The following is a 24,642-nucleotide window of genomic DNA, read 5'->3' as shown; positions in this document are numbered from 1 at the left end:
CATCTTTTTTGTGGTTGCGGTGCATCATGGTACAATGATCCAATCTGTTTTTGGCAATTGTTATATTGCTAGATTAATATTGTTAAAAAAGAAAAAGAGAATAGAGTATGTTGATGGATGTTTTGTTCAAGCCTAAAAATGTATTGCAAGTGATGACGGTTGGAGTGTTTGGCATGGCAGTATTGACAGGCTGTGCCAGCAAGCCTACCTATCAACAAAATAAAAAAAGCACAACGCTTAATGTTGCAAATATTTCAACCGATCCAAAGATTGTGATGGACTCTCGGGGTGTGCCCAGTCATCATCTGGTCAGACAGGGTGATACGGTAAGTAAGATTGCTGAGCGTTATGGGCTTGATTGGCGTACTATTGGACGCATCAATAACTTAAATGCTCAATATACCATTTATACAGGGCAATGGTTGGTGCTATGGCAGGGCAATGAAAGTGTGTCAATCAAGACTTCCATTACGCCAGTACAACAAACTGTTGCACCACCTAATCAAACCTTGACCACGACAAAAACTGTACTGACAAAGCCAGCTGATACGCCACAAGTTGTTGCCAACAAACCGCTGTCTGTAGGTAGTGTGGGGCTGATGCAATTTCGCTACCCTGTGAGTAGCAGCAATCCTGTAGTGCGTCGTTTTGGCACGACTAACATCAACGGTAAAGCTGTTACCAGTCAGGGTATGTGGTTCTCTGGTCGTGCTGGTGATGCTGTATTGGCCAGTCGTACAGGTACTGTTCTGCATGCTGATGGTAATATTGATGGAGCGATGATAGCGATTGCACATACCGATGGTTTTGTGAGTAATTATTTTCATATATACAATGCCCAAGTCAAATCAGGTCAAACCGTACAAGCAGGGCAACAAATCGCCACCATGCGTCCGCAGGCAGATGGCATGGCATTGCTAGAGTTTCGTATCTCTCGCAATTCTAGTTATATTGATCCGTTATCGGTTTTAAAATAATTCAAATTTTTGGATATTCTGGCTAAATGGGTGATTAAAGTTGGATTGCTTATGTATAATGATATGTGCCATGCCATGGTTTTAATCATCGAAGCAGTGAGCCGTGTAAACTTCGGTAAAGAAGTGGACGACTTTGAAAAAAACTCATAACCGACCCTAAGCGTCGGTTTTTGTTTAAACTCGCTCTTGCTCTGGGGCGGACGGTGGGCGAGCTTGAAAGAGGTTTATCTTATGATGAACTCATTGAATGGCAAGCCTACGACCGCATTGACCCATTCGGCGGATTTCGGCAGGATTTGCAAACCGCTCATCTGCTGTATGCCAAGTGCGGCAATGATGATACGAGCATCGCAGACTTTCTACCCGTCGATCCCAATCCAATGACCGATGAAATGCGTGAAGAATACGAACAGCACAAGGCAAAAGAACAAGCCCAAAAAGATATCGAGGCACTGATGGCAATGTTTGCCAAATATCAAAAGTAAGCGTCCTACCGATTGCATACTTGCAAGAAAATCAAAAGTGGGTATAATTAAGATATCTATTTTTGAATTTTCTTACAATGAACTGCAAGTTGTTTTACACCAAAGACTTTCCAGAGCATGTCTTTGTCTCATTAACAGACACAGGCATTGTTTTGTTGCCTAAATTTTGGGGTAAAAAGATTAAAATACCAACTGATGATATTTTAGGTATGGCATTGCTACAAAGCGATTATGGAGATAATGACTTTGCACGCAGCAAGCGTAATCTTACTGCAATGGGTGTTGGTGCAATACTGATGGGCGTTAATCCGCTGCTTGGGATTGGTGCGACAATTGCGGTGGGCGGTACAGATGTCAAACAACAAATCTGGCACTATGTGGGCGTATTGTTAAAAGATGGGCGTTTTTTAACGCTCAAAGCAGATGGCAAAGCATTAAAACAAATGCAAGACTGCTACCCCATCGCTTGTAGCACGCCGATTGATATAGATGTATTTTACGATTAATCACAACTTTTCTTAACCCCTGCCTTGGCAGGGTTTTTTATTACCCAAAGGAAAATATTATGGCATTGGCAATTAACATCGTACTTGGGGCAAATTGTTCATTACTCATTTTTATTACTCCGTTAAAAGCGAAAACGGTTTTCGCTTTTGCTTATATTCAAAACGGAAAACTGTTTTCCGTTTTACCAGTCTTTCATACGATTTTCTATTTCAGCAACTTTGGCTTTAATGCGTTCATGCTGTCTTTGAAAACCAATGGCAATTTGTAGGGTTTTGGTGCTATAACAATAATTGCCATTATCCAGTTTTTGCACCAATTCCGCTTCCACCAAGTCGGCTAAGTCTCGGCTCACTTGGGTTGGGGTCAGTCCCAAACTGTCGGCAATTTCTTTATTACTAATGCCAATTAAAGGGTGAGCTTCTAAGGCTTTAAAAACTGTCAGCACTCTAAGACCTTTACCGCTCATCGCTTACACCTCCACTTTCTGGTTGCCAAACACGCACATAAGATAATCAATGATTGACTGGTCACATTCGTCCAATGAGCGATAGCCGTGCAATAGCCATTTTTCATCATCTGTTAATTGGTTATAACAAATGTTATGAGACATTCTCACTTCATCGGTTGGTGTGGTTGGCTTATCAATCCGACAGCCCGTCTCGTCAAGCTCAACCTCTGGCACGCTCCGCCAACCCTCACCATTGAGAGATACCATTGCATTATTCTCAAATGGGACAAGTAGTAATTTTTGCCCAACAGTAACAGGTAATGTCGAAACATCATAGGATTTACCTAGATAAATGGCTTGAAGTCCTGGTGTAACTTTAACGGTTACAAGTGGCGGAGCTTGACATTTGTCATCTAATGATTTTTTCATAAAATATTCCTAAAAACCTTATAAAATAAGGGGTTAAAGTGGTAAAATGTGCGATTTTGTGCTATAATTATCCGCACAAATCAGACGGTTTTTGAGCCTGTTAGCTCTTGGGTGGTATCGCCTCATCGGCGTGTTTTAGCCCAAAATACACAGCGATTTCGTGAGGTTTGCCGTAGTTGCAACGAGCCATACCATTTAGCACCTTGTAGATGTCTTGGGGAAACCAGCCTTGCCCTTTGGCGACACGAGACAGCGGAATGCCTTTGGCACGATACTCGGCTTTGACTTGTTCAGGGGTTTTTAAGGGTTTTTGAGTCATGACATACTCCGTTTTGGTTTGTGGGTTTTAAATGTTGTTTGTTGTTGGTGTATATAATAGTGCAGAAATCTGCACTTTTCAAGTCTTTTTTTCAAAAAGTGAGAAAATTTTCGTGTTTGGAACAAGATTGAAAGAAGAGCGAGCCAGATTAAATCTGACACAACCCCAATTTGCTGAAAAAATAGGGGTGTCAAAACGCACGGTTGTGGATTGGGAACAGGAAAAATCTAGTCCGACCATCAAGCAACTCGGCTTAATGATAGAAATGGGAATGGAAGCATATTATCTTTTGAATGATTTTCGCATCGGTCGCACCATCGGCGACTTAAAGCAACTCCCCGCTTATCAAGAGATGATGAGTGTGGACGAGACGATGACCGCCCAGAGTGCAGATGAGCAGGAACTACTAAGACGCTTTCGCAATGCTGACCCACAGACACAGGCGTTTATTATGAAAGAGTTGGAGCTGTAATGGGGAAAAGAAGCCAGATAGAAATGTTGTCTAACAATGTCCGAAAAGAGTTGGAAAGCAGAATTCGTAGAAGTTGTTTTAGCGAATACCAGAAGCACAGCGACTGGCTTGCAAAATTAGGTTACAGTATTAGCAAATCGGCTGTGCATAGACATGGCACAAAGTTACAAAAGAGATTGCAAGACATTGAAAAAACTCTTGGGTTGAATGCGATGGAGCAAATGTTGTTACAAGATTTTAGGTCGTTACAGGACGACAAAAAAATCATACAAGCCCTAAAAACCATATCCATGCTTGCTAGTGGCTTTAATGTCAGTATTAAATACGAGCAATAAGGTGCAATTTTATTTAAGGAAACTTTTATGAAAAAATTCACACTTCTACTACTACCCCTAGCACTCATCGCCTGTGGCGAACCCAACACCGACACCACCAAAGAGCCAGCCACTCCAAGCGTGGAAACTGCCACGCCTGCTGCTGAGCAAGCAACCATCAATGAACCAAGCAAGGACGAGAATCAATTAATTTCACCACAAGAACCGACCAAAGAAGACAAAGAGCTGGTTTATAATTTTTGTTATGCACTGCAAGCAACAGCTGAGTGCGACAATTTAAGCATGAGGTTGGATACAGAGTCAAAAGTTCAAGAAAAGGTACAGGCATCAGACATTCGCTCGTCAGATTCTGCATTTGGGGATACCTGCACACAAGGCATTGCCGACGCTGTAAAAGACAAAAATGTTTGTGCGGTTGCTTGGGAGAAGTATGGCTGTGCAGGTTCGGTTACACCAAGATTGTTGCAGGAAAGTCCATTTGGTAATAAAAATGCGATTTTGTGCGAGTTTTAAGGTTCTGATAGGAGAATAAATGATGACCAAGAAAATATCAAAAAAACTCTATTATCTTAGAGCCTTTGAATATAATGACCCTTTGGATTTGGAGCGGTGTTTACGCCAGTCGCTTGCTGTTGCTGATAATGTGTCTAAGACCGAGATTATCCGTGCAGGCGAGGTTACACAAATAACACACCGTGATTTATCTCTCACCAAAACAGATGGTGGTTTATTGCTTCATATCGAAAAAGGCAATCAAGCAGAAAGTATTAAGACCATCCGCCATAAGTCCACCAATGTAACAGAGGAAGGGGAAGAGGTTTCACCGCCTCAAGATCAGTCTTTTATGAATAAAGAATGTTTCGTATTTATTTATGGACAACATGTTATTTTCTGCGGTCATAACAATATGTCGCAACACGCCCTAGCTGCTTATCTACACGCTTTAAGTGAGCATTGTCAGAGCTTGGATGATACTTGCCCTATATACAAGCCTAGTTTTAAATCTGTCGCGAACTATGATAAAATACAGATGATACAAGATGAGGGCGTTAAATCCATCTCGGCAGAGCTAACTGCGTATCATACCACCATAAAAAGCCCACCCAGTATATTTGGTAGATTAAAAGGGTTGTTTCGCCAAGATGAAGAGCTTTCAGATATTCAAGATCAGGCAGACTTGCAAGTCAATGTTGAAATAAGGTTAGATGGCAATACAAGAGCTAGCCAAGAGGCTCAAAAAGAGCTGCGTGAGCAGGCACAAATGGTTATCGGTGAAGAAAATGCAGACTTTAAAATTATCACCCAAAAAGGTAACACTATTGAGTCTGATGATGTTAAGCTGTCAAAATTAGTGTACATATCCAAGCATAACAACACCAACGGATTAAGTCGGGCGGCAGTGTTGTCAGAGCTAGTAACTTACTTTAATGAATTACAGCAAAAAAATCTGACCCAACTATGAAATGGCGACCAAAAAACCTATCTTTGCTAATATTACTGGCTATCATCATAGCTGGTGGTATTAGCTATGTAGCACAACCTTTGGTGCATGCTAGCCCTAATGCCAATAGTGTAATCATTAATGTTTTTACCATTTTAACAGGATTTTTGTTTGCAATTATGGCACTGTTTGCAAATGTGGAATATGATTCATCTGTGAATTGGCGACAGCTAGAAGTTCAAGAAAGCATCAATCAATCTCGTTTTGACAAGTTACATTTTTTGTTTTATCTATATCTAGCAGTATTGATATTTGTCTTTATGGCTGTATTACTAAAAGATAACAAACAATACCAAAATAGCCTATTCTTAGTTTGTTTAGAATACTTTTATTTGTGGTTGACTTCTTTTTCTTTAATGATGTCCATAAGTCTACCCAGTAAACTAAATACTTTTCGGAAAAATAAGTTTAACGAAGCCATCAAGGACAAAAGACCAAAATCCTAGAAATAATCAAAAAGCCCCCAAGCGTAAACTTAGGGGCTTTGGCTATCAAAGTAGCTCTGTGCATATAATAGCACGATATTTGGTTTTGTAAAGTGTTTTTTAAGCTACCGCACGCCATCGGTCAAAGCAGTCAGTGCCACATCCAGTAGCCTATCATCACCACGAGTTTGTAGTTCGCCAGTAGGCGAGACAGGAAAAAACGGACGAGACGGCAAATCCACCGATTTGACCCTTGCAAAGCCGTTTGGGGTAGCAAAGGCAAGATAAGGCTTGTTTTTGGCTTGTATCCGCCCACCAAAATGATGAATACGAGCATATGCCACATTGGTGCCGATTGTGGCGGTATGACCACTGGCACGGCTGGTAATACTGTCTCTTAGCTCACCTGTATCGGTCAAGGTTTTGCCAACTCCAAACTTTTTTCTTGTCCACGGACTGCCGCCAAAGGCCTCATTTTCAAAGTTCTCTTTGGTCATTGTCTCTAATTCTGTAGCAAGAGAACGCATGATGGTGCGTGAATTACTGGCGTTTTGTAGCAGTCTTGATAAGCTTTGGCTGGCTTGTCTGTCGTCTAGGTTGATAATGAGCATTGGCAAAGTGTCCTAAATTTGGTATAATGAAGTTATTCCGCTATGGGGTCAGGCACGGGGTCTGGGCACAAGCAATTGTGTTTTTAATCTGTTCGATTCAGACGAAGTAGCGGATTTTTATTTTCCAATCTTGATATACTCACCACCTGCAATTCCCGCCTTGATTGTCTGCATATCCACATAAAACCCAGAAATCACTTCAATATTACCCTTATTTGTTTTTAGAGTCAGCTTGGCGACTTTATTATCCGCCACTTGATATGCTAACAATACCGTTTTATTTTGAGTATCCCACAACTCAAAGTCAGGCTTACCAAAATCTTTGATGATTTTTTCTAGGGCTTGAAAATCCAGCACATCATTATGAGCATTGGCAAAGTGTCCTAAGTTTGGTATAATAAAACTGTTCTGCAACGAGTCCTGCGTGGGCGGGGGGAGTAACACACTTAGGTGTGCCAGTTCGGTTACGGTTCAAGTCCGTCAAAGTTGCAGAACTTTTTTATTTGATTTTGGCAAATACATTGCCGTTAATAGACCCCTTAATACTATTCAAATCTTGATAAAATCCACTTATCACTTCCGCTCCATTCTTGGTAATTTGCACGGTTAATTTAATCACTTTATCATCAGGCATTTTATACACCAACAATAAATTATTGTTTTGAGTATCCCACAACTCCCAATCAGGCTTGCCAAAATCTTTGATGATTTTTTCTAGGGCTTGAAAATCCAGCACATCATTATGAGCATTGGCAAAGTTTCCTAAGTTTGGTATAATGCAACCAAGCATTGTTGGGTCAGGCGTGGAGTCTGGGCGGTCGTCCGAGCGGTGTAATGGGCAAACGGCTTTAACCTGTTCGATTCAGGCGATACAATGACAGAAAGCACACTTTTTCCGCTGTAAGGTTGCTTGCTTTCGCCTTCATATCAATCATCAATATACACATAAGCCCCACGATTTATCTCATTTGTCATATCTTTGCTATCCACATAATAGCCACTCACCACCAGCGTTTCTGATTTATCCAACTTGACAGACAGCTTAATCACTCTACCTTCGTTGGTTTTATAAACCAAGAGCACGCTTTTGTTTTTGGTGTCCCACAGCTCAAAGTCGGGCTTACCAAACCCTCTGACAATTTTTTCAAGTGCCAACTCATCTAAGGCATCGCCACTGGTAAGATGTCGGTCGTATTTTTTACCAGCCACAACAGTATCTTTCAACCCAACCACAGGCGATAATTCCTGCATATCCGCACCATGTTCGGTTGCCAGTTTTGAGAATGAACTCTCAGACAGTACGCCCACACCATAGGTTTTTCCTTGTAGCTTATTGCTGGCTTGTAGTTGCCTTATCCACGCCAAAAATCCTGCCACTCGCACATCGCTTGCCATGTCTTTGGCAATCTCTTGCAGAGCCTGTTTTTGCCCTAGGGCTTGCTTTGCCTTGTCATACCACAGTTTGTCAAACAGATGACTGGCAACAGGACTACCACCAAAGCCATTTTCGCCCAAAACCAGTGTTTCATCATCGCTTTTATCAATACCGACCCTTTGGGCGTGTTTTGCCGTGATTGCCTTGACACTACACCGACAACCAAAGCCATTGGGTGGATAAGAGTGCGACCAAAATAGGTCTGTATGATGATACACTGCTCCGTGTCTGGCTGAATGCGTGGGACGAGTACGCCTATCTAGCACGGCAGAATATTGCCAATAAGGGTGCGTGTCCGTCGCCTGTTTCATTCGCTCATATTTAGCAGTCATGATAGCGGTGCGACGATTGGTGTGGTAAATGGTTTTTAGCCTGCGGTTAGAGCCAAGTTGCACCTTGTCAAGCTGACCTGTTTTGGGATTTCGCTCCACCGTCTCACCCCACCAGCCCTGACTTATCAGATATGGCTTGACAGTATTTTTAAAACCCTTATAGCCTGTGCCGTCCGTCATTGCTTGCTCTATCGCTTTTTTGGTGGCAGAGAGCATATCAAGGGCGGTCATTTTGGCAATCGTAAAGCTCCGTGCGTGGGCAATGGCGTGCGTGTCCGTCCAGTCCCAACCGATGTGCAAGCCTTTGGATTTGAGATGTTCAATGGCTTTTTCAGGAGGCATATCAAATAAAGCTTTGATTTGTCTATCGGTAAGTTTGTCAATCTTACTCATCTATCCGCCCCTTGAAGCAGCCCCATTTCTTGTTCGGTTTGTAGCCGTGATAGCGTATCAGCGATGAACAGCATTTGGGTCAGTTTGTCTTGCAGTTCGTCAATGTTCATTTTGGGGTAAAGGCTGGCTAATTTTTCCAAAAGAGCGGTTTCGCTGTCCAGATTGGCATTGTCCAAACTGGCAAAATCATTCAGCATTTGTCCCACTTGGGTGGTCAGCTCATCATCGCTTGGTAGTCCAATTGCCAATTTGTCGGACAAATCGCCCTGTGATGCAAAGGATTTTTCACTAAAATTGGGGGTGGTTGGTACGGTGTTTGTAGGCATTGGCTTGGCATTTAGGGTAAATTCATCAGCCGATAGGTTATACGCCCGCTCATAATAGCTTTGATTAAAAGACACGCCCAGAGCGGTCAAAATCTGGTCTCGCTCCGCTAGGGTTTTGTCGCCCACTTCCTCTTCATACAGCACAAATTTGGGCGGTATGGTGCCGTGAAAGTTCAGCTCGCAAACCCAAGCAAGCAAGGTGTTGATACACTTTTCCACGATACGACAATCATTGTCCCGAATATCACGGGTAACTTCAAGCCCAGATTGGCTGGACGCGTGGTTGGTGTCTTTGTCGGTGGTTTGGTCTTGCCCCAGTAGGGCGATGTTAATCTCGCTTTTGCAATAGCGGATAAAGTCATCAAACACCTGTGATGAGCCTGTTTTGCCTGTTGCCTCTTTGATTTCTACACTGCTGTCATTGGGGATTGTCGCCACCGCATTGCCCATCAGCTGTTCTAGGGCATCAAGGAGCTTTTCGGTGTCGCTATCGGTATTGCTTCTTGGCTCGTGTCCGATAATCCAAGGACTACCAAATTTTTCAGCAAACTCTGCCCAAAATTTTAGTCCGCCTCGTTTAAAGACAGTTGCCCAATACACCGATGACAATTCAGCCGTGCCATAAGGGTTGGTATAAGTTGCCTCATGCACAGGGCATAGAAATTTATAAGCAGGTAATTGTCTTTTGATGACACCATCGATCAACACCAAATTGCTGTCATCATCAAAACCAAACCACTCTTGCGGTTTGGCGGTCAGTTTGACAGGTGTCCAGTAGCCGTCTTTTAGCTCCCAGATGACTTCTATCGGCTGATAACCGTAGAGCGTTGCGTCCAAGATTTGCCCAATCAGCTCGTACAGGTCAATGTTTGCCAGCATTGTTTTGATGATCACTTGCTGTTTGTCATTTAACTCCCCACTCATTTCTGTATCTAGGCGATATTCTAGGCGTTTGACCGCCGACTTTCTACGGCGTACCGCACCGCCCACAATGGGGTCAATCAGTAGCTCACGATACACGCTGATACTACGCATTCCAAGGCGTTTTAGCACCACATCAGGGTTGGGTAGGATGCTGGTAAAACCACCAATACCCAGTAAGCGTTTGGCAACGGCAATGTGGTCTGATAAGGCGGATTTGTCAAGATTGGGGCTTTCTTTGGTGTGGGGTTTTTGAGTGGTCATTCTTAATATTCCTTAAAAGCCAGTGGTGAGACGGCTTTTTCTTTTAACTTTGCGAGTGGCAACTTTGATTTGACCGACATTGAGTTCACGACTGGCATAATGAGCCAGCAATAAGGCAATACCTGCGTCGCCGTGGCGTTTTTTGCCGTCTGTGCCTTGTGTGCGACTACTTGGAATGCGTGGCACGCCGCTCACAAGCTCAAAGGCTCGTAAATCATTTAAAATATCTTCATCTTTGGGTAGGTCGGTAAGTGTGCCATCTTCTAGGGCGGATTTAAAAGGGGCGGTGTGGGTGCGATACCAACTTTCGGACAGCATAATGGCTTGGATAATATCCGCCCCAAAGGTGTCTTGCATTTTTTCGGCAAGCGATTGACCGTTACCCCGAGCATCAAACGCACCGCCACGCAAATTGGGCAAGCCTTTTAATAAGGCAATCATAATCTGCTCTTGCTGAGCAAAGGGCATATTGCCAAGTTCTAGGATAAAAGGCGGTTTTAAAATCAAATTTGGGTATTGCAATAGTGGCACAATCACAGTTTTATCACCACTTCTAGCAAAATCCTCGCCCACAAAGCTGATACGACTTTTATCTAAGCCATCAAGGAGTGGCTCTAAGGTGTCGGTTATCCAGTCATCAATCTCTTTGGCTCGGCTATGTTCAGGCAACAGGGCAAATTCGTCATTTTTATCAAGGCGAATGACAGGCGTATAAGGATTCATACGGCTTTCAATCAAAGCACGGTTTAGCCATTTACCGCCACCATTTTTGGGAATACAGTCCAGCTCTTCTTTGGCGTCCTCGCCATAACTTGCCCGAATGTCCGCTATCCACTGTCTTTCGCCCTGTGGTGTCCAGTCTATGCCAAGCCTTAGACAAATGCGTTGGTATAAACCATCGGCAATGGCATCATCAAAACTAATGCGGTGCAAAGAATAAGGCTTTTTGCCTGCTCTGATGTCATTGACAAGCTCATTAAAGGCATTGTCCACCCCATCATGGGTAGAAATAATATGCACCTGACCGCCCCACATTAACAGAGCCATCGCTGATTTTAATAGCTCTGGCAAGTTTTCGTGGAAAGCCGCCTCATCCAAAATGACCCGCCCCTGCTTACCACGCAAGTTGTTGGGGCGAGATGACAAGGCGGTAATGCGGTGTCCTGACGCAAAACGAATGACAAACGCTAAAATAGCTTGCCTATCATCACCATCCACAAAGACTTCTTCGGTTTCTTCCACTTCGCCCGCCACCAAGCCATAAAACTTCGCCCAGTTGCCACAGTCGTGGATAAATTCTAACGCCATATCTTTGTTATAGCCGACATACCAAACATTCATTCCATTTGTTCTGGCTGACAAAAGAGACGAGTCGCCAGCTTCAGCCCAAGTTAAGCCAATACGCCGTGATTTTTCACACACTTTAACCGCCGATGTGTCAGCACACCAGCGTTGTTGGTAAGGCAATAACACCATTGGACTGCGAGAAATCTTGCTAATTTCCTGACTAAGTTTGGTGCGTTTTGGCTGGCTCATTCCCCAATCCCCAAAATCTTACGGCGGATTTCGTCAGCCGTTTCGTCAGACAGCCCGCCTTTTTTAACCACTTTGGCGACTTCGCTGGCGGTTTGTTCAATTTTGACTTGTAATTTGGCTTGATATTCTTTTAACCTTGTACTTGCCGATGTCAAAGCAGCAATATTTTTGGAGGCTTTGGCAACCATATTGAATCGCTCAACCGCCCCCAAATCGTCCATATCGCCAATTTCCACGAGTGCATCAAACAATTCTGTTTGCACCATTGCTACCAACGCCTCACTTCTGGTGTCGCCTTCATCAGACGCCCCCTCAGCGATCAGCCTTGCTGCCTCAGTGCTTGCCTTGATATTGGCAAAGCGTTTTTGGATTTTTGTTCCATAGCGATGCACCGCACTTCGGCTGATTTCATAGCCTTGTTCGTTCAGCCATTTGGCAAGGGCGGTATAATCACTAAATCCATTATCGGCAAGTTTGCGTTCAAGCTCATGGCGAACTCTCTGAGGCAGTTGTTCTACGCTACTTCGTTTTGCCATTTTTTCACCCCTTACCAATATTTGACAGGTCGCCCAATGCCAGCTTCACAGTCCGTGGTGTATTCAGCAATGTCTACACCTTTATGGTTGAGTATGGCAAACCACGAACCACTTGGCTCTTTGGTGAGTTCTACCAATTGACGGCCTGCCAAATACTCAAGCTGTTGACGCAATTCTAAGGGCGTTACATCAGCATAAATCCCCCGCATCACATCAAGCAAAAATACCTCGCTTGTGGTGTAGGGACGAGCCTTGTTTAGAGTGTTGATGATATGCCAACGCATACCCTCACGGCGGATTTTTTCTTGCATTTTGCTTCTCTTTGTTTGTGATTGCTTTTTGGTTGTTGGCGTTTGGCCAATGATTATTTAGCCATCATTATCTGCCACGGTCATTTAGCCTTTGAACTCTCTAAGCGAAAAAGCTCGGTCAAAGTCTTTTGAATGCTGTCCATTTTGGCCTCCAGCACCGCTTGATTGCGAATATAATCTTCTCGCAAGACATATTTTTCGGGCAGGACGGCTTTTTGTTCAGCAAATAAGTTTTCCAAGGTTTCTACTTTTTCAGCAATACGGTCTTGTGCCTTTTGGCGTTCGTCTTGTTGAGCTTGAAACTGAGCAAGAAGCATTTTGCCAAAACCCCAACACACCCCCAAAAAGGAGAGTAAAAACCCAACAAGTTGCCAAAACTCAATGCTGACAAAATGTCTTTTCCATGCCTATCTCCTTAACTGCTTTTGTGAATGTTCAAACTCAGACTGACACATCACGCAGCGTACACAGCCTGCTACCATTTGCCGTCTTGCTTCTGAGATTGGCTCGCCACAGTCAGTGCAATGCGTGGCAGATACAGTGCTTTTGGTGTGAACTTGGGCATTTTTAAGCTCTCTTGCCAATATCATCTCGCTTTGCCTTTGGGCTTTGTCTATCACATCACTCATGTTCATCTCCTATGTGGTTAGGGTTTTGCTTTGCATGATCACGACTTGCCAAAAATTTTCTTGCCACCGCATAACCACCCACGGAAGCCAGATAAACCAGCCACAGCTCCCAATCGTCGGTATTTAAGCGGATGAATTGGATTGTGGCCACAAGGCTTGCCACATTCGCCCAAAGGCGGGTGTGTGATAAACGGTCTGTCTTAGGACTTGTAAACAGTTCAAGCAGTCTTTTCACCACCATCCACCTTGTTCACACCAAAAATCTTAGCAATGCCATCAGCAATAGCACGACAAATCAGCCATTTTTTGGCATACCAAATAGCCAGATCCTCATCATTACTGATAAAAAATGGCTCAAACACCAACCCACCAAAGCGTGCATAGGCTAGGCGTGAGTGCTGACCCGCACCGTCAGGTTTAAACCCCAGCTCACCACGCAACCTCCAGTCTGTAACGCTTGCCACAGCTTGGCTTAGAGTTTGGGCAACAGCTTTATTTTTGGGCAAAGTCAAGCACTCAATGCCTGTGGCTGATTTGTTCACAGACGCATTGGTATGAAAATCAATGGCAAGGTGTGAACCTTTAATCATTAACAAGGCCTGCTTTAAGGGCAAATTCTGTTTACCAATACCGTCAGTTTTGACGATCAAGCCATAATCATTTGTTAAAATATGAGCAACAATATTTCGCATCTCACAAGCAATGTCGCTCTCAGTGTGCGTTTTATTTTGGTAGCTGGTATTTACCGCACCGACATCAGCACCACCGTGCCCTGCGGTCAGTAAGATGATAGGGGTAGAAGTTGTCATCAATGTCATCCAATGTTTGTCCGCCTAGCCATCTGCCCAAGTCATTCATGTGATGGTCGGCTGGATTAATTTAGTCCATTATGACAAACTCACCCCTTGACGGTCTTTTAAAGCATTTTAGAAATTTCTCTTACTCAACCCACTCACCAATACCAACCAATACTAAAATTTAGACAATAAAAAAGCACAAGCTCATCAGCCTGTGCTAAAATATCAATCCATCAATCCATCAATCCATCAATCCATCAATCCATCAATCCATCAATCCATCAATCCATCAATCCATCAATCCATCAATCCATCAATCCATCAATCCATCAATCCATCAATCCATCAATCCATCAACGCTTGATTATATCAACCACCCCAAAAGAACACCAACCCATCCATAGCCAATCCATACTCAACTCCAAACCCACCCGCATTCTTACTTACCCAAACCTCCAACCATTTTCCTTTCACTACCTGAAACTCTCTTGCATTCCCCTTATACCAATCAGTCCCCCATCGTTCCCAATAATCCCATTTATCGTAGATAATAGCAAGTTATTATTGTGATGGGTTTTAGCAAATACGGTTAATTTTAGCCGTAATATTCAAAACAAGAAATAAGCCATGATATTGCCACCGCTTTTGATATGGACTTAAAAGATGCGGCCAAAGACTTTATGGGCATTCGTAAGAAAATATTGGTGGGAAAATGCCAACCAGAGCCATTATATCAAAAATAACTTTGCAAAAGCTGGCTTTGACGCACAGCATTGGTGGTGCGTCATCACTCGTTTATGCCGTCTGCTGCCACGCCTTAACAGCTTGCATGATGATGGCAGAGCGTGAAAGTCCTGTTTTTTCGGACAATATGGCAAGTTCATCAATGAACTCTATGGGAAATTTATAGCTTGCCACCTTTACGCCACGCTTGGCATCAGAATCGGCTTGGATTTGGGCTTTGCTTTTTGGGGTATTGACAATCTTAGGCATTTGACAATAAATTGTTGGTAAGATGATCCTAAGTTTTAGGAGAAACTGGGTGCTTGCACTACCCAGCTCAAGCCTTTTGGCTTGACTTAGTCTTACCAAGCAGGTGTGCGTAACAAGACCAAGATTAAAACGATTGCGATTTTGCACATTTTCATCGTTTATCTCATAGGATAGCCACCACTTGACTTAGGTCGGTGGCGGTAACCTATCAAGACTTGGTGTTACAGCACCTTGTCTTGATAAAACATTTTATAGTAAATACTATATTAAAAGTCAAGATTTATCTTGACTTTTTTTTATTATCCAAAATAAAAGATTTTCTAACCGCTTGTGATACCGTAAGCGGTTTTTTTATTAGAGTATATCCATGAAAACATTGAACTACACGGCATTTTAGCCAAAAAATTCGGCAGATTTTTTAAATTAGATGTTAAATCCGCCAAAGAAGCTGCCCACGCCCCAGCCTGTCAAATCCCTGTCTTTAAAGCCACAAGTCAAGCCACCCCTGCTGTAGCGGTCATGTTTAATTTTGTATTTGGTTATTATATGGTTACTTTTTATTTTGTGAAATTTTTGATGAAAAAAATCAAGGGCTTGCAAATCGCAAACCCTTGATTTCATTGACTTAAATTTGGTGGGCCCACACAGACTCGAACTGTGGACCAAAGGATTATGAGTCCTCTGCTCTAACCGACTGAGCTATAGGCCCTTAAGAAAAATTACAATAAAATCAATGATTTATATAATCATAAATAATTTACAATATTTTTAAATATTAAATAAAAATGCTATGTAAATCTATCTTATTGCAACAAGATGTCATTATACATCATTGCAAACAAAAATTAAAGTGTTTAAACATAAAATTTTATTAGCTTATATTGGTTAAATTGTCATTGTGTTTGCATTTGTCTTTGGGCGGGCTGTATGCGGTTTGCAATCACCTGTGTACCATCTATTTGTATCGTAAGTTTGAAAGGATAAACAAAGTATTTTTTGTTCATTATTCTAAAAATTCATGTAAGAACTTATGATGGATTATGGTGATTTGATTAAAATGGCAAAAATTTTGCTATTGTTAGGCAAAATCGCTTATAATGATTGCCTTTTTTGTTGGGCCTTTGCCTTGATAAAAAATCATTTAAATACAATGAAATAAAAGATGATAAAGATATGAGTCAGCTAAATCCCCGCCAACAAGAAGCTCTAACCCATGTATCAGGACCACTGCTCGTTTTGGCAGGGGCAGGCTCAGGCAAGACTTCAGTCATTACCCAAAAAATTTCTCATCTGATTACAAAGTGCAACATTCCAGCTGAGCGAATCACAGCAATGACTTTTACCAATAAGGCGGCTCGTGAAATGAAGGCGCGTGTATCAAAGCTTTTGCCGAGTGAAAAAACCCGAGGTCTGACGGTATCAACTTTCCATCAGTTCGGCTTGCAGTTTTTGCGTTATGAATTATCGCACACTCCTTTGAAGGCGAATTTTAGTATCATGGATTCAGATGATTCTAAACGCCTTTTAATGGAATTGATGGTGCGTGATAACATGAGTGGGGCAGAAAGTCGTGAATTGGTGGGCAAGGCGATTAAATTCATCTCTGATTGGAAAAACAATCTGGTTGCCCCAGAAGATGCCTTGGCGACTTTATCTGAGCCAGAAGATGCGATGTTTGCCCATCTGTATGGTTTGTATGAACGCAATTTGCGTGCTTATAACGCTGTGGATTTTGATGATTTGATTGTTTTGCCTGCACGGATTTTAAAAGAAAATGACATGGTGCGAGATAAATGGCAGCGTCGCATTCGCTATTTGCTTGTGGACGAGTATCAAGACACCAATACCGTTCAATATGAACTGGTTAAGCTGTTGGTAGGTGCTTCTGCTCGCTTTACGGTGGTGGGTGATGATGATCAGTCAATTTATACTTGGCGTGGGGCCAAACCTGAAAATATGGCTTTATTAAAGCAGGATTTTCCAAGTCTTCATGTGGTAAAGCTTGAACAAAATTATCGTTCAACCAACCGTATTTTGAGTGCGGCAAATACAGTCATCGCCAACAATGAACATGTCTTTGATAAGGCATTGTGGTCGGATAAGGGTGAGGGAGCGCAGATTCGTGTGATTACCTGCCCGTCTGATTTTGATGAGGCCGAACGAGTGGCCAAAGAGATTGTCGCACATCGCCTACGACATGGCAACTTGTGGGAGCAGTATGCTGTGCTGTATCGTTCTAATTTTCAAGCCAGAGTGCTAGAAACCGAACTTCGCCAGTTAAATGTGCCTTACAAACTTTCTGGCGGCACTTCATTTTTTGCTCGTACTGAGATTAAAGATGTGATGAGCTATCTTAGAATCATTCTTAATCCTGATGATGATGCAGCCTTTTTACGCATTATTAACACGCCCAAGCGTGGTATGGGGTCAGCAACCCTAGAAAAGCTGGGTTTGTTTGCCCAAGAGTATGGCATATCTTTATTGTCTGCCTGCTCACATACAGGCTTAAAATCAGCGATAGGGTCAAAGGCAAGTAGTACGCTATATGCTTTTGCTGACTTTATTGAACATTATACCAAGCAGTTGTATGATAATGCCAATCCTATGCCATTGGTTCGTCAGATGATTGTTGAAACAGGTTATATTGACTATATTAAAGAAGATAGCAAGACCCCGCAACAAGAAAAAAATCGTCTGGATAATATTGAATCGTTATATCAAAGCATCGCCACTTTGATTGATCGTGCTGAGGAAGATGATGATAAGACCATTGAGGCGGTCATTCGTAAAATGATGTTGCTTGATATGCTAGAACAACAGCAAGAAGAAGAAAATACCAATAAAGTGAATTTGATGACCCTGCACGCTGCTAAGGGTTTGGAATTTGATTATGTTTATATCATTGGTATGGAAGAGGAGATTTTGCCACATCGCAATTCTTTGCTGGAAGATAATATTGAAGAAGAGCGACGGCTGATGTATGTGGGCATTACCCGTGCAAGATTGGAACTGACCTTAACACTTGCACAAAAACGCCGAGCAGGTGGGGATTTTAGACAAACTTCACCATCTCGTTTTTTAGACGAACTGCCAGCCGACCATATTGACTATCCTGCCAAAAAAGTTGCCAATAAAGACCCAAAGCAAGTAGCACAGGATTATTTGTCTAACATTCAAGCCATGCTTGCTGCTAAGCGTAGCTCTTGATGGTACCAATATGGTAATGATTAAATCAATGCCTAGTTAGGCCTAAATATTGGGAGAGAATTGTTGTACGACTCCACACACACCAATCTTGAAGAAATTTTACAACGCATTTTGGCATTAAAAGATGCGCCAGATTTGCAAGCATTAAAACAGCTTGTTGATGAGCTTAGGGTGGCCGAGGGCGATGAAGATGCTGCCAACCATAAGATGGATGAACTGATAAAACTGATTGAGGTTAATCCTGAATACGGCTCTGGGCTTGCTGCATTTATTTTACGGCTAACCAATCAGTATAACCAAGTAACGCTTTATACTGACACAGGCATCGCTTCTGACCAAAGTTTTTTTTATAGCATGAATCGTCTTATTGGGCATCGGCTCTTACCATTATTGCCTGAAGAGGATTCGGTGGTTGAGCTTGCCAGCTTTTTGTTTAATGAACGCAGTGATTTACGCTGGGTACGCTCTATTGATGCGGGCAAATGGGATAAACTCATCGAGATGATTTGTGTTGATGAGGAGGATTTGGCGTTGGTGGCAACTGCCAAAAACAGCATTCTAAACGCCATTGTCATCTTGTCATATCGCATCAGTGGTATGGGGCTGCATCTTGACTTAATGGCAGCTTACCCACAGATGTTAAACCATTCTGCTGCTTTTGTTGCTCAAAATCAAGAGGCTGTTTTGTTTGTTAATCAGTATCGTAAAGTGCATGAGCTTGATTTGATGACTGATGTTACGCCTGATGAGGATATCAGCCCTGCACCACTATTGGTGATGTTAGAGCAATGCGAAGACATTGTTACCAATGTACGAAAACGCATCTATAAAACAGGCATCTCAATCCGTCTGACCAATATGCTAGTGCGATTAGAGCAAAGCCTGCACCGAATGCAGGTGTTGATTGAGCTGGTGGCAGATAATAAAAAAAAGCGTGATGAGGCAATTGTTGAGCTGACTGCCCAAATTGTGCGTACGGCAAAGACAAGATATAGTTTTGGGTATTTGATTGAAAGCAATACCAAATTATTGTCGCGTAAGGTTACCGAAAATGCCAGCCGTGTTGGGGAGCATTACATCAGTACCGATCGTACAGGCTATCGCAAAATGTATAAAAAAGCAGCGATTGGCGGGTTTTTTATTGCTTTTATGGCAACGATTAAGATTTTATCTTATGCCTTAGTGTTAGCACCGATTGGTAGGGCGTTTGTAAATAGTATGATTTATGGTTTGGGTTTTGTGGGTATCCATATTGTGGGTGGTACGGTTGCTACCAAGCAACCAGCCATGACCGCCGCTGCTATTGCATCAACCATCTCAGAGGGTTCGGCTAATAAAAAAGCCAAACAAATGACAAAGTTGTCTGAGTTGATTGTTGATATCATGCGGACGCAGTTTGTTGCAATTTTGGGAAATATTTCTATCGCCATACCAACTGCACTTGCCATAGCCTATGCTTGGTCGTATTTTATGGGTACGCCAATGATTGATGGCTCAAAAGCGGCACACCTGCTGCATGAGCTTGATCCAATCCGCTCTTTGTCATTGCCTCATGCAGCAATTGCAGGTGTTTTTTTATTCTTATCAGGGTTGATTGCTGGTTATTATGACAATCTTTCTGCTTATAATAAAATTGGTGAACGCATCAGACGACATCATTTGCTGTCCCGTGTGTTGCCATGCTCTTGGCAAGAAAAATTAGGTGGTTTTATTGAGGCAAATCTTGGTGCGATTATGGGCAACTTTATCTTTGGTTGCTTTTTGGGCAGTACGGCAACGATTGGTTATATGCTAGGATTGCCACTTGATATTCGCCACATTGCCTTTGCATCTGCTAATTTGGTGCATGGGCTGTTTTATCTGTCTCCGCAGGATTTGACTTGGGGTCTGATGATTTGGTCTTTTATTGGGGTGCTACTCATCGGTGCGGTGAACTTATTGGTCAGCTTTTCACTGGCACTGCTTGTGGCGTTGCGTTCAAAAGAGGTGGAATTTACCGAGTGGAAAGGTTTGGGAAGTCTGGTTTGGCGGCATTTTTTAGTCAATCCATGGGACTTCTTTTTTCCAAGAAGTGAATCGGTTAAATATGCACAAATTGACAGCGAAGGGCGTGTGATTTATGAGGATTGGACTGATGAAAAAGAGTCAAATGCTCGTGTGCTACCAGATAACTATGTGGTGCGTAGACTGGGAAGTAAACCAAAAGATAGGGCAGATGCAAATAATAAAGACATTCGTGAGGCCATTGCTGAGCATCATAATGATGGCGAAATCGTACAGGAACTGGTGGTCGAGGAGGGTCATAATACCACACCATTACCAAAACCTGACAAACCACCAAAACTACCAAAGTGATTGGTGATATGTGGTGCCATGTGTGAGCTGGTATTTATTTGGTGAGTGAGTGTAGTAAAAACCTAAAATAAAATACTTGCAAAATCTGAAAATTTTAGTAGAATATGTTGTCTATTCGGGGTGTAGCGCAGCTTGGTAGCGCACTTGCATGGGGTGCAAGGGGTCGCGAGTTCGAATCCCGCCACTCCGACCATTCAATAATCTAGGGCTATCCACAATCGTGCGATAGCCCTTGATTTTTCTAGGTTTTGAACTTTCAAAACGAGCTACCGACCATAACGAACAAGCATTCATCAGCTTTTTAAAGGCCATCAATTACAAAGACCATGAGATTATAGACGAGCTGGCGGTTCACAAAGTGGAAATGATGGAGTTGATGCAATGAGTGTTCTTTTAAAATATCAGATGCTTTAAAAAAATTGATGAAATTTTAAAAGAGCATTCATTATCTCTTTTTGTTTTGGTTGTTAGGTAGAGTCTAAAATAAAGCAAAAATTTGACTATTTAGATGTATCAATTGATCTGTATTTGGGTTAATACCTGCAATCACAGTAGATTTTTCAAGAACAAAATTATATTCATGACCAATTAATAAAATAAGGCTATTCACCTTGCGTGATAGCCTTATTTTATTGTCCTTAAAATGAGTTTGTTGTATGAAGAATGAATATTATCATATTGGTGTTGGATAATTTTTCATTTGTCATATAGCTGTCATTTTTGCTTGTTAAAATGCCTGCCAAGTAAGTTAGTGGTAACTCTCCGTCAATTTTTAACTCTCAAAAGGAGCAAGTAATGAAAAAAAATACATTACTAACTATGGCGTCAGTCTTTTTAGCACTTGGCCTGACTGCTTGTCAGGATAAGTCTCAAAAACTGGGCGAGCAAGCTCAATCGCCACAAACTGCCGTTCAAGCCAATGGTAACGATAAAGTCATAATGACCGTAACAGGGGCAGGAGCATCATTTCCTCAGCCTGTATATGTACAGTGGGCGAATGGATTTTTGCAAAATACTGGTGGTCAGGTGAATTATCAGTCCATCGGCTCATCAGGTGGCATCAAGCAAATCATCGCCAAAACGGTAGACTTTGGGGCGACAGACTCTCCAATGAGTAGCGAAGAGCTGGAAAAAGAAGGATTGATTCAGTTTCCAACCGTCATTGGTGGTGTTGTACCCATTGTGAACATCGATGGTGTGGCAGCAGGGCAGCTTAAACTAACAGGTAGGGTGCTGGCCGACATCTATTTGGGGAAAATTACCAAATGGAGCGACCCTGCTATCGCCACCCTAAATCCTGACATTACCCTGCCTGATGAAAATATTGTTACTGTATTTCGTTCAGATGGCTCTGGTACGACTTTTATTTTTACTAATTATCTTGCTCAAGTGTCTGATGATTGGAAAAATACGGTTGGTGTCGAAAAGACCGTTAAATGGCCAACCGCCCAAACGGGTACGGCAGGTAAAGGTAATGAAGGCGTGGCAACCTATGTGGGGCGTGTTAAAAACTCTATTGGCTATGTGGAATACGCCTATGCTAAACAAAATAAGATGAGCTACACTCAACTTCAAAACAGTGCGGGTAGTTTTGTGCAACCTGACCAAGAAACCTTTAAGGCAGCGGCTGATATCGACTGGACGGCAAATAAGGGCTTTAATGTGGTTTTGACCAACCAGTCCGCTCAAAATGCATGGCCATTGGCAGCAGCAACTTTTATCCTAATGCATAAAAATCCAACCAGTGATGATAATGCGAAGTCAGCTCTGGCATTTTTTGATTGGTCATTTAGTCATGGTGATGAAATGGCAAAAAACCTAGACTATGTACCATTGCCTGATGCTACCAAATCTTTAATCCGCAAAGAGTGGGCAAAAGTTGTTGGGCAAGATGGTAAAGCATTGTATCAAAGTCAGTAAAAGGTTGGTAATTGGCAATATTAATTATCTTAGCAGTGTAGATAGATTGGTTAGGGGTGTTTTAATGCCCTTAACTCAAATCAACCAATCAGGTTTATTATGGATACAGTATTAAGTAAAAAATTAAAAAATCAGCACCGACTAGATAAGGCTTTTGTGGGAATAACTCGCCTGTTTGTGGTATTTGTACTGCTTATATTGGCTGGTATTTTAACTGGTCTTATCTATGGAGCGATGCCAAGTATTCAGCAGTTTGGTCTTGGTTTTTTAAGCTCTAATGAATGGAATGTGATCTCTGGTGAATATGGGGCTTTGGCTCCGATTTATGGTACGATTGTAACCTCGGTAATTGCTCTTGCTATCGCTACACCTGTTAGTTTTGGTATTGCAACTTTTTTAACAGAGCTTTGCCCAAAATGGCTAAAAAAGCCACTTGGTATTTGCATTGAGCTACTTGCAGGCATTCCCTCTATCATTTATGGCATGTGGGGTTTGTTTGTTTTTGCACCGATTTTTGCCAAATACATTCAACCAAGCCTTGCCACCACTGTTGGGAAAATCCCTGTCTTGGATAATTTTTTTAAAGGTGTGCCAATGGGGATTGGTATCTTGGCGGCAGGACTAATTTTGGCGATAATGATTATTCCATTCATTGCCTCTGTGATGCGTGATGTGTTTGAGATTGTGCCACCCATGCTCAAAGAATCTGCCTATGGGCTTGGGGCGACCCGTTGGGAAGTCATCAAAAATATTGTTTTGCCTTACACGAAAATGGGTATGGTTGGTGGAATCATCTTAGGGCTTGGGCGTGCTTTGGGTGAGACGATGGCGGTAACTTTCATTATTGGCAATACTTTTAATCTTAGCCTTGATTTATTCAGCTCTGGCGTGTCTATTACTTCAGCCCTTGCCAATGAATTTGCTGAAGCTATTGATCCCATGCACATCTCATCGCTACTATTTTTAGGTCTGATTTTGTTTGTGATTACCTTTATTGTGCTGTGCGTTTCAAAGCTAATGCTTGGTAAGGTTAATAAATAATTTACCAAAATTTATCAGACAAGTGCTTCACTCTGTAGTCAAAAAAATGTTATTAAAATCTTATTTTAGGAAAATATCATGCAAATACAAGTGCAAAACAAAAGTCCTCTAAGTAGCTTTGATGGTCTAAGTGATCTTAGCGAAACGCTACAAAAATCAGTCAATAAAACACGCAGTAATGCCATTTATGCACGCCGTAGAATGCTAAATCGTACCTCTTTATGGTTTTGTTATTTTGCGATGAGTTTTGGGCTGTTTTGGTTGGGCTGGATTTTTTATACTTTATTTTATGAAGGCGTTACAGGGCTTGGTAGTCATATTTTTACTCAAAATACCCCACCACCAATGATGTTTGGTGGTCTAAAAAATGCCATTGTTGGCAGTCTTTTGATTAGCCTAAGTGGACTGTTGATTGGTACACCGATTGGGATTTTGTGTGGTATTTATTTGGCAGAATTTGGGCGAGATAGTCGACTTGCTACTGTTACTAGATTTTTAAATGACATTCTACTGTCCGCACCGTCTATTGTGATTGGTCTGTTTATTTATGGTCTCATTGTTGTGCCAATGGGCAATTTTTCAGGTTGGGCGGGTTCTTTGGCATTGTCGCTTCTTGTCATTCCTGTGGTGGTAAGAACAACCGAGAATATGCTAAGGCTTGTCCCTGATAGCCTAAGAGAAGCAGCTTTTGCACTTGGCACACCTAAGTATAAATTGGTATTAATGGTAACGCTAAAAGCCGCTAAAACAGGTGTGGTAACAGGGGTGTTATTAAGTTTTGCCCGCATTTCTGGTGAAACCGCCCCCTTACTATTTACTGCTTTAAATAACCAATTTTTCAGCACTGATATGTCAGCCCCTATGGCAAATCTACCGAATGTCATTTACCAATTTGCAATGAGTCCATATGATGATTGGCATACACTGGCATGGACAGCAGCTCTTTTGATTGCTCTTACTGTCTTGTTTACCAACATTGTAGCAAGATTGATTCAGTCTAAAACTTAATCGATGATGGCTTTATAAATGATTTGTTGATGTAACCAAAAAATTAAGTAAAGACTGTACAAGTGTTGTGATTTGCTTCTACATTTTACATTGACTGTAAAATTTATTGATGATTACTCATTTTTAACC

At 42.1% G+C, this 24,642-nt stretch carries 30 protein-coding genes and 2 tRNA genes; 15 read left to right on the top strand and 17 right to left on the bottom strand.

The window, feature by feature from the left end:
• Nucleotides 1–107: 107 nt before the first annotated feature.
• From R0123_RS03140 to R0123_RS03130, 3 genes are all read left to right on the top strand, one after another.
• Nucleotides 108–977, top strand: a complete 870-nt coding sequence (locus tag R0123_RS03140) for a M23 family metallopeptidase (RefSeq protein ID WP_323843079.1) — start codon at nt 108–110, stop codon at nt 975–977.
• A gap of 170 nt (nt 978–1,147) precedes the next feature.
• Nucleotides 1,148–1,462 (top strand): phage tail assembly protein T, encoded by a 315-nt coding sequence (locus tag R0123_RS03135; RefSeq protein WP_323843078.1) that lies wholly within the window; start codon nt 1,148–1,150, stop codon nt 1,460–1,462.
• Nucleotides 1,463–1,524: 62 nt separating this feature from the next.
• Nucleotides 1,525–1,968, top strand: a complete 444-nt coding sequence (locus R0123_RS03130) for a hypothetical protein (protein WP_323843077.1) — start codon at nt 1,525–1,527, stop codon at nt 1,966–1,968.
• 182 nt (nt 1,969–2,150) lie between these two features.
• Here R0123_RS03130 and R0123_RS03125 read toward each other — a convergent pair whose 3' ends face one another.
• The 3 genes from R0123_RS03125 to R0123_RS03115 form a co-directional block, all read right to left on the bottom strand.
• Nucleotides 2,151–2,435, bottom strand: a complete 285-nt coding sequence (locus tag R0123_RS03125; protein ID WP_323843076.1) for a helix-turn-helix domain-containing protein — start codon at nt 2,433–2,435, stop codon at nt 2,151–2,153.
• A 3-nt stretch (nt 2,436–2,438) separates the two neighbouring features.
• Entirely contained in the window at nt 2,439–2,846 is a 408-nt protein-coding gene (locus R0123_RS03120; protein WP_323843075.1) for a hypothetical protein, read from the bottom strand.
• 100 nt (nt 2,847–2,946) lie between these two features.
• Nucleotides 2,947–3,165 (bottom strand): DNA-binding protein, encoded by a 219-nt coding sequence (locus R0123_RS03115; RefSeq protein WP_323843074.1) that lies wholly within the window; start codon nt 3,163–3,165, stop codon nt 2,947–2,949.
• Between the two features lie 112 nt (nt 3,166–3,277).
• Between R0123_RS03115 and R0123_RS03110 the strand changes: the two genes are divergently transcribed.
• Genes R0123_RS03110 through R0123_RS03090 form a run of 5 tightly spaced genes read left to right on the top strand, consistent with a single transcriptional unit; the run spans nt 3,278 to nt 5,919 of the window.
• Nucleotides 3,278–3,637 (top strand): helix-turn-helix domain-containing protein, encoded by a 360-nt coding sequence (locus tag R0123_RS03110; protein WP_323843073.1) that lies wholly within the window; start codon nt 3,278–3,280, stop codon nt 3,635–3,637.
• Nucleotides 3,637–3,972, top strand: a complete 336-nt coding sequence (locus R0123_RS03105; protein ID WP_323843072.1) for a phage protein Gp27 family protein — start codon at nt 3,637–3,639, stop codon at nt 3,970–3,972. The genes R0123_RS03110 and R0123_RS03105 overlap by 1 nt, the downstream gene beginning before the upstream one ends.
• A 27-nt stretch (nt 3,973–3,999) precedes the next feature.
• On the top strand, nt 4,000–4,485 hold the full coding sequence (locus R0123_RS03100) for a hypothetical protein (RefSeq protein ID WP_323843071.1): 486 nt from the start codon (nt 4,000–4,002) through the stop codon (nt 4,483–4,485).
• Nucleotides 4,486–4,504: 19 nt separating this feature from the next.
• Nucleotides 4,505–5,434 carry a hypothetical protein gene (locus R0123_RS03095; RefSeq protein ID WP_323843070.1) on the top strand — a complete coding sequence of 310 codons (930 nt, stop codon included), beginning with the start codon at nt 4,505–4,507 and terminating at the stop codon, nt 5,432–5,434.
• On the top strand, nt 5,431–5,919 hold the full coding sequence (locus R0123_RS03090) for a hypothetical protein (RefSeq protein ID WP_323843069.1): 489 nt from the start codon (nt 5,431–5,433) through the stop codon (nt 5,917–5,919). The genes R0123_RS03095 and R0123_RS03090 overlap by 4 nt, the downstream gene beginning before the upstream one ends.
• 104 nt (nt 5,920–6,023) lie before the next feature.
• Here R0123_RS03090 and R0123_RS03085 read toward each other — a convergent pair whose 3' ends face one another.
• The 14 genes from R0123_RS03085 to R0123_RS03020 form a co-directional block, all read right to left on the bottom strand.
• Complete coding sequence (locus tag R0123_RS03085; protein ID WP_323843068.1) at nt 6,024–6,509, bottom strand: phage virion morphogenesis protein; 486 nt, start codon at nt 6,507–6,509, stop codon at nt 6,024–6,026.
• Nucleotides 6,510–6,626: 117 nt separating this feature from the next.
• Nucleotides 6,627–6,953, bottom strand: coding sequence for a hypothetical protein (locus tag R0123_RS03080; protein WP_323843067.1), 327 nt, complete (start codon nt 6,951–6,953; stop codon nt 6,627–6,629).
• A 55-nt stretch (nt 6,954–7,008) separates the two neighbouring features.
• The gene (locus R0123_RS03075; protein ID WP_323843066.1) at nt 7,009–7,299 is read right to left on the bottom strand and encodes a hypothetical protein; all 291 of its coding nucleotides are present in this window, start codon (nt 7,297–7,299) and stop codon (nt 7,009–7,011) included.
• A 137-nt stretch (nt 7,300–7,436) separates the two neighbouring features.
• Nucleotides 7,437–8,669, bottom strand: coding sequence for a phage minor head protein (locus R0123_RS03070; protein ID WP_323843065.1), 1,233 nt, complete (start codon nt 8,667–8,669; stop codon nt 7,437–7,439).
• A complete protein-coding gene (locus R0123_RS03065) occupies nt 8,666–10,180 on the bottom strand; it encodes a DUF935 domain-containing protein (RefSeq protein ID WP_323843064.1) in 1,515 nt (504 codons plus the stop codon). The genes R0123_RS03070 and R0123_RS03065 overlap by 4 nt, the downstream gene beginning before the upstream one ends.
• Nucleotides 10,181–10,192: 12 nt before the next feature.
• Nucleotides 10,193–11,716, bottom strand: coding sequence for a hypothetical protein (locus tag R0123_RS03060; protein WP_323843063.1), 1,524 nt, complete (start codon nt 11,714–11,716; stop codon nt 10,193–10,195).
• On the bottom strand, nt 11,713–12,252 hold the full coding sequence (locus R0123_RS03055) for a DUF3486 family protein (RefSeq protein WP_323843062.1): 540 nt from the start codon (nt 12,250–12,252) through the stop codon (nt 11,713–11,715). The genes R0123_RS03060 and R0123_RS03055 overlap by 4 nt, the downstream gene beginning before the upstream one ends.
• 11 nt (nt 12,253–12,263) lie before the next feature.
• Nucleotides 12,264–12,563 (bottom strand): hypothetical protein, encoded by a 300-nt coding sequence (locus tag R0123_RS03050; RefSeq protein WP_323843061.1) that lies wholly within the window; start codon nt 12,561–12,563, stop codon nt 12,264–12,266.
• A gap of 80 nt (nt 12,564–12,643) precedes the next feature.
• Complete coding sequence (locus R0123_RS03045; RefSeq protein WP_323843060.1) at nt 12,644–12,880, bottom strand: hypothetical protein; 237 nt, start codon at nt 12,878–12,880, stop codon at nt 12,644–12,646.
• A 90-nt stretch (nt 12,881–12,970) separates the two neighbouring features.
• The gene (locus R0123_RS03040) at nt 12,971–13,192 is read right to left on the bottom strand and encodes a TraR/DksA C4-type zinc finger protein (protein ID WP_323843059.1); all 222 of its coding nucleotides are present in this window, start codon (nt 13,190–13,192) and stop codon (nt 12,971–12,973) included.
• Nucleotides 13,185–13,427 carry a hypothetical protein gene (locus tag R0123_RS03035; protein ID WP_323843058.1) on the bottom strand — a complete coding sequence of 81 codons (243 nt, stop codon included), beginning with the start codon at nt 13,425–13,427 and terminating at the stop codon, nt 13,185–13,187. The genes R0123_RS03040 and R0123_RS03035 overlap by 8 nt, the downstream gene beginning before the upstream one ends.
• Nucleotides 13,411–14,001, bottom strand: a complete 591-nt coding sequence (locus tag R0123_RS03030) for an N-acetylmuramoyl-L-alanine amidase (protein WP_323843057.1) — start codon at nt 13,999–14,001, stop codon at nt 13,411–13,413. The genes R0123_RS03035 and R0123_RS03030 overlap by 17 nt, the downstream gene beginning before the upstream one ends.
• A 783-nt stretch (nt 14,002–14,784) precedes the next feature.
• The gene (locus tag R0123_RS03025) at nt 14,785–15,129 is read right to left on the bottom strand and encodes a hypothetical protein (protein WP_323843056.1); all 345 of its coding nucleotides are present in this window, start codon (nt 15,127–15,129) and stop codon (nt 14,785–14,787) included.
• 485 nt (nt 15,130–15,614) lie between these two features.
• A tRNA-Ile gene (locus R0123_RS03020) sits at nt 15,615–15,691 on the bottom strand.
• A gap of 464 nt (nt 15,692–16,155) precedes the next feature.
• Here R0123_RS03020 and R0123_RS03015 point away from each other — a divergent pair.
• The 7 genes from R0123_RS03015 (at nt 16,156) to pstA (ending at nt 24,513) form a co-directional block, all read left to right on the top strand.
• On the top strand, nt 16,156–18,189 hold the full coding sequence (locus R0123_RS03015; protein WP_323841835.1) for a UvrD-helicase domain-containing protein: 2,034 nt from the start codon (nt 16,156–16,158) through the stop codon (nt 18,187–18,189).
• Nucleotides 18,190–18,249: 60 nt separating this feature from the next.
• Nucleotides 18,250–20,544 carry a site-specific recombinase gene (locus R0123_RS03010; protein WP_323843055.1) on the top strand — a complete coding sequence of 765 codons (2,295 nt, stop codon included), beginning with the start codon at nt 18,250–18,252 and terminating at the stop codon, nt 20,542–20,544.
• 116 nt (nt 20,545–20,660) lie between these two features.
• A tRNA-Pro gene (locus tag R0123_RS03005) sits at nt 20,661–20,737 on the top strand.
• Between the two features lie 39 nt (nt 20,738–20,776).
• Nucleotides 20,777–20,929 (top strand): hypothetical protein, encoded by a 153-nt coding sequence (locus R0123_RS03000; protein WP_323843054.1) that lies wholly within the window; start codon nt 20,777–20,779, stop codon nt 20,927–20,929.
• 410 nt (nt 20,930–21,339) lie between these two features.
• Nucleotides 21,340–22,464 carry a phosphate ABC transporter substrate-binding protein PstS gene (gene pstS / locus R0123_RS02995; RefSeq protein ID WP_323843053.1) on the top strand — a complete coding sequence of 375 codons (1,125 nt, stop codon included), beginning with the start codon at nt 21,340–21,342 and terminating at the stop codon, nt 22,462–22,464.
• Between the two features lie 99 nt (nt 22,465–22,563).
• Nucleotides 22,564–23,505, top strand: a complete 942-nt coding sequence (pstC, locus tag R0123_RS02990; RefSeq protein WP_323843052.1) for a phosphate ABC transporter permease subunit PstC — start codon at nt 22,564–22,566, stop codon at nt 23,503–23,505.
• A gap of 201 nt (nt 23,506–23,706) precedes the next feature.
• The gene (gene pstA, locus R0123_RS02985; RefSeq protein ID WP_323843238.1) at nt 23,707–24,513 is read left to right on the top strand and encodes a phosphate ABC transporter permease PstA; all 807 of its coding nucleotides are present in this window, start codon (nt 23,707–23,709) and stop codon (nt 24,511–24,513) included.
• Nucleotides 24,514–24,642 lie beyond the last annotated feature (129 nt).

Source organism: Moraxella sp. Pampa (assembly GCF_035181385.1).
Classification (GTDB): domain Bacteria; phylum Pseudomonadota; class Gammaproteobacteria; order Pseudomonadales; family Moraxellaceae; genus Moraxella.
The sequence above is the reverse complement of the archived record's forward strand: the minus strand, read 5'-3'. Positions and strand labels throughout refer to the sequence as shown.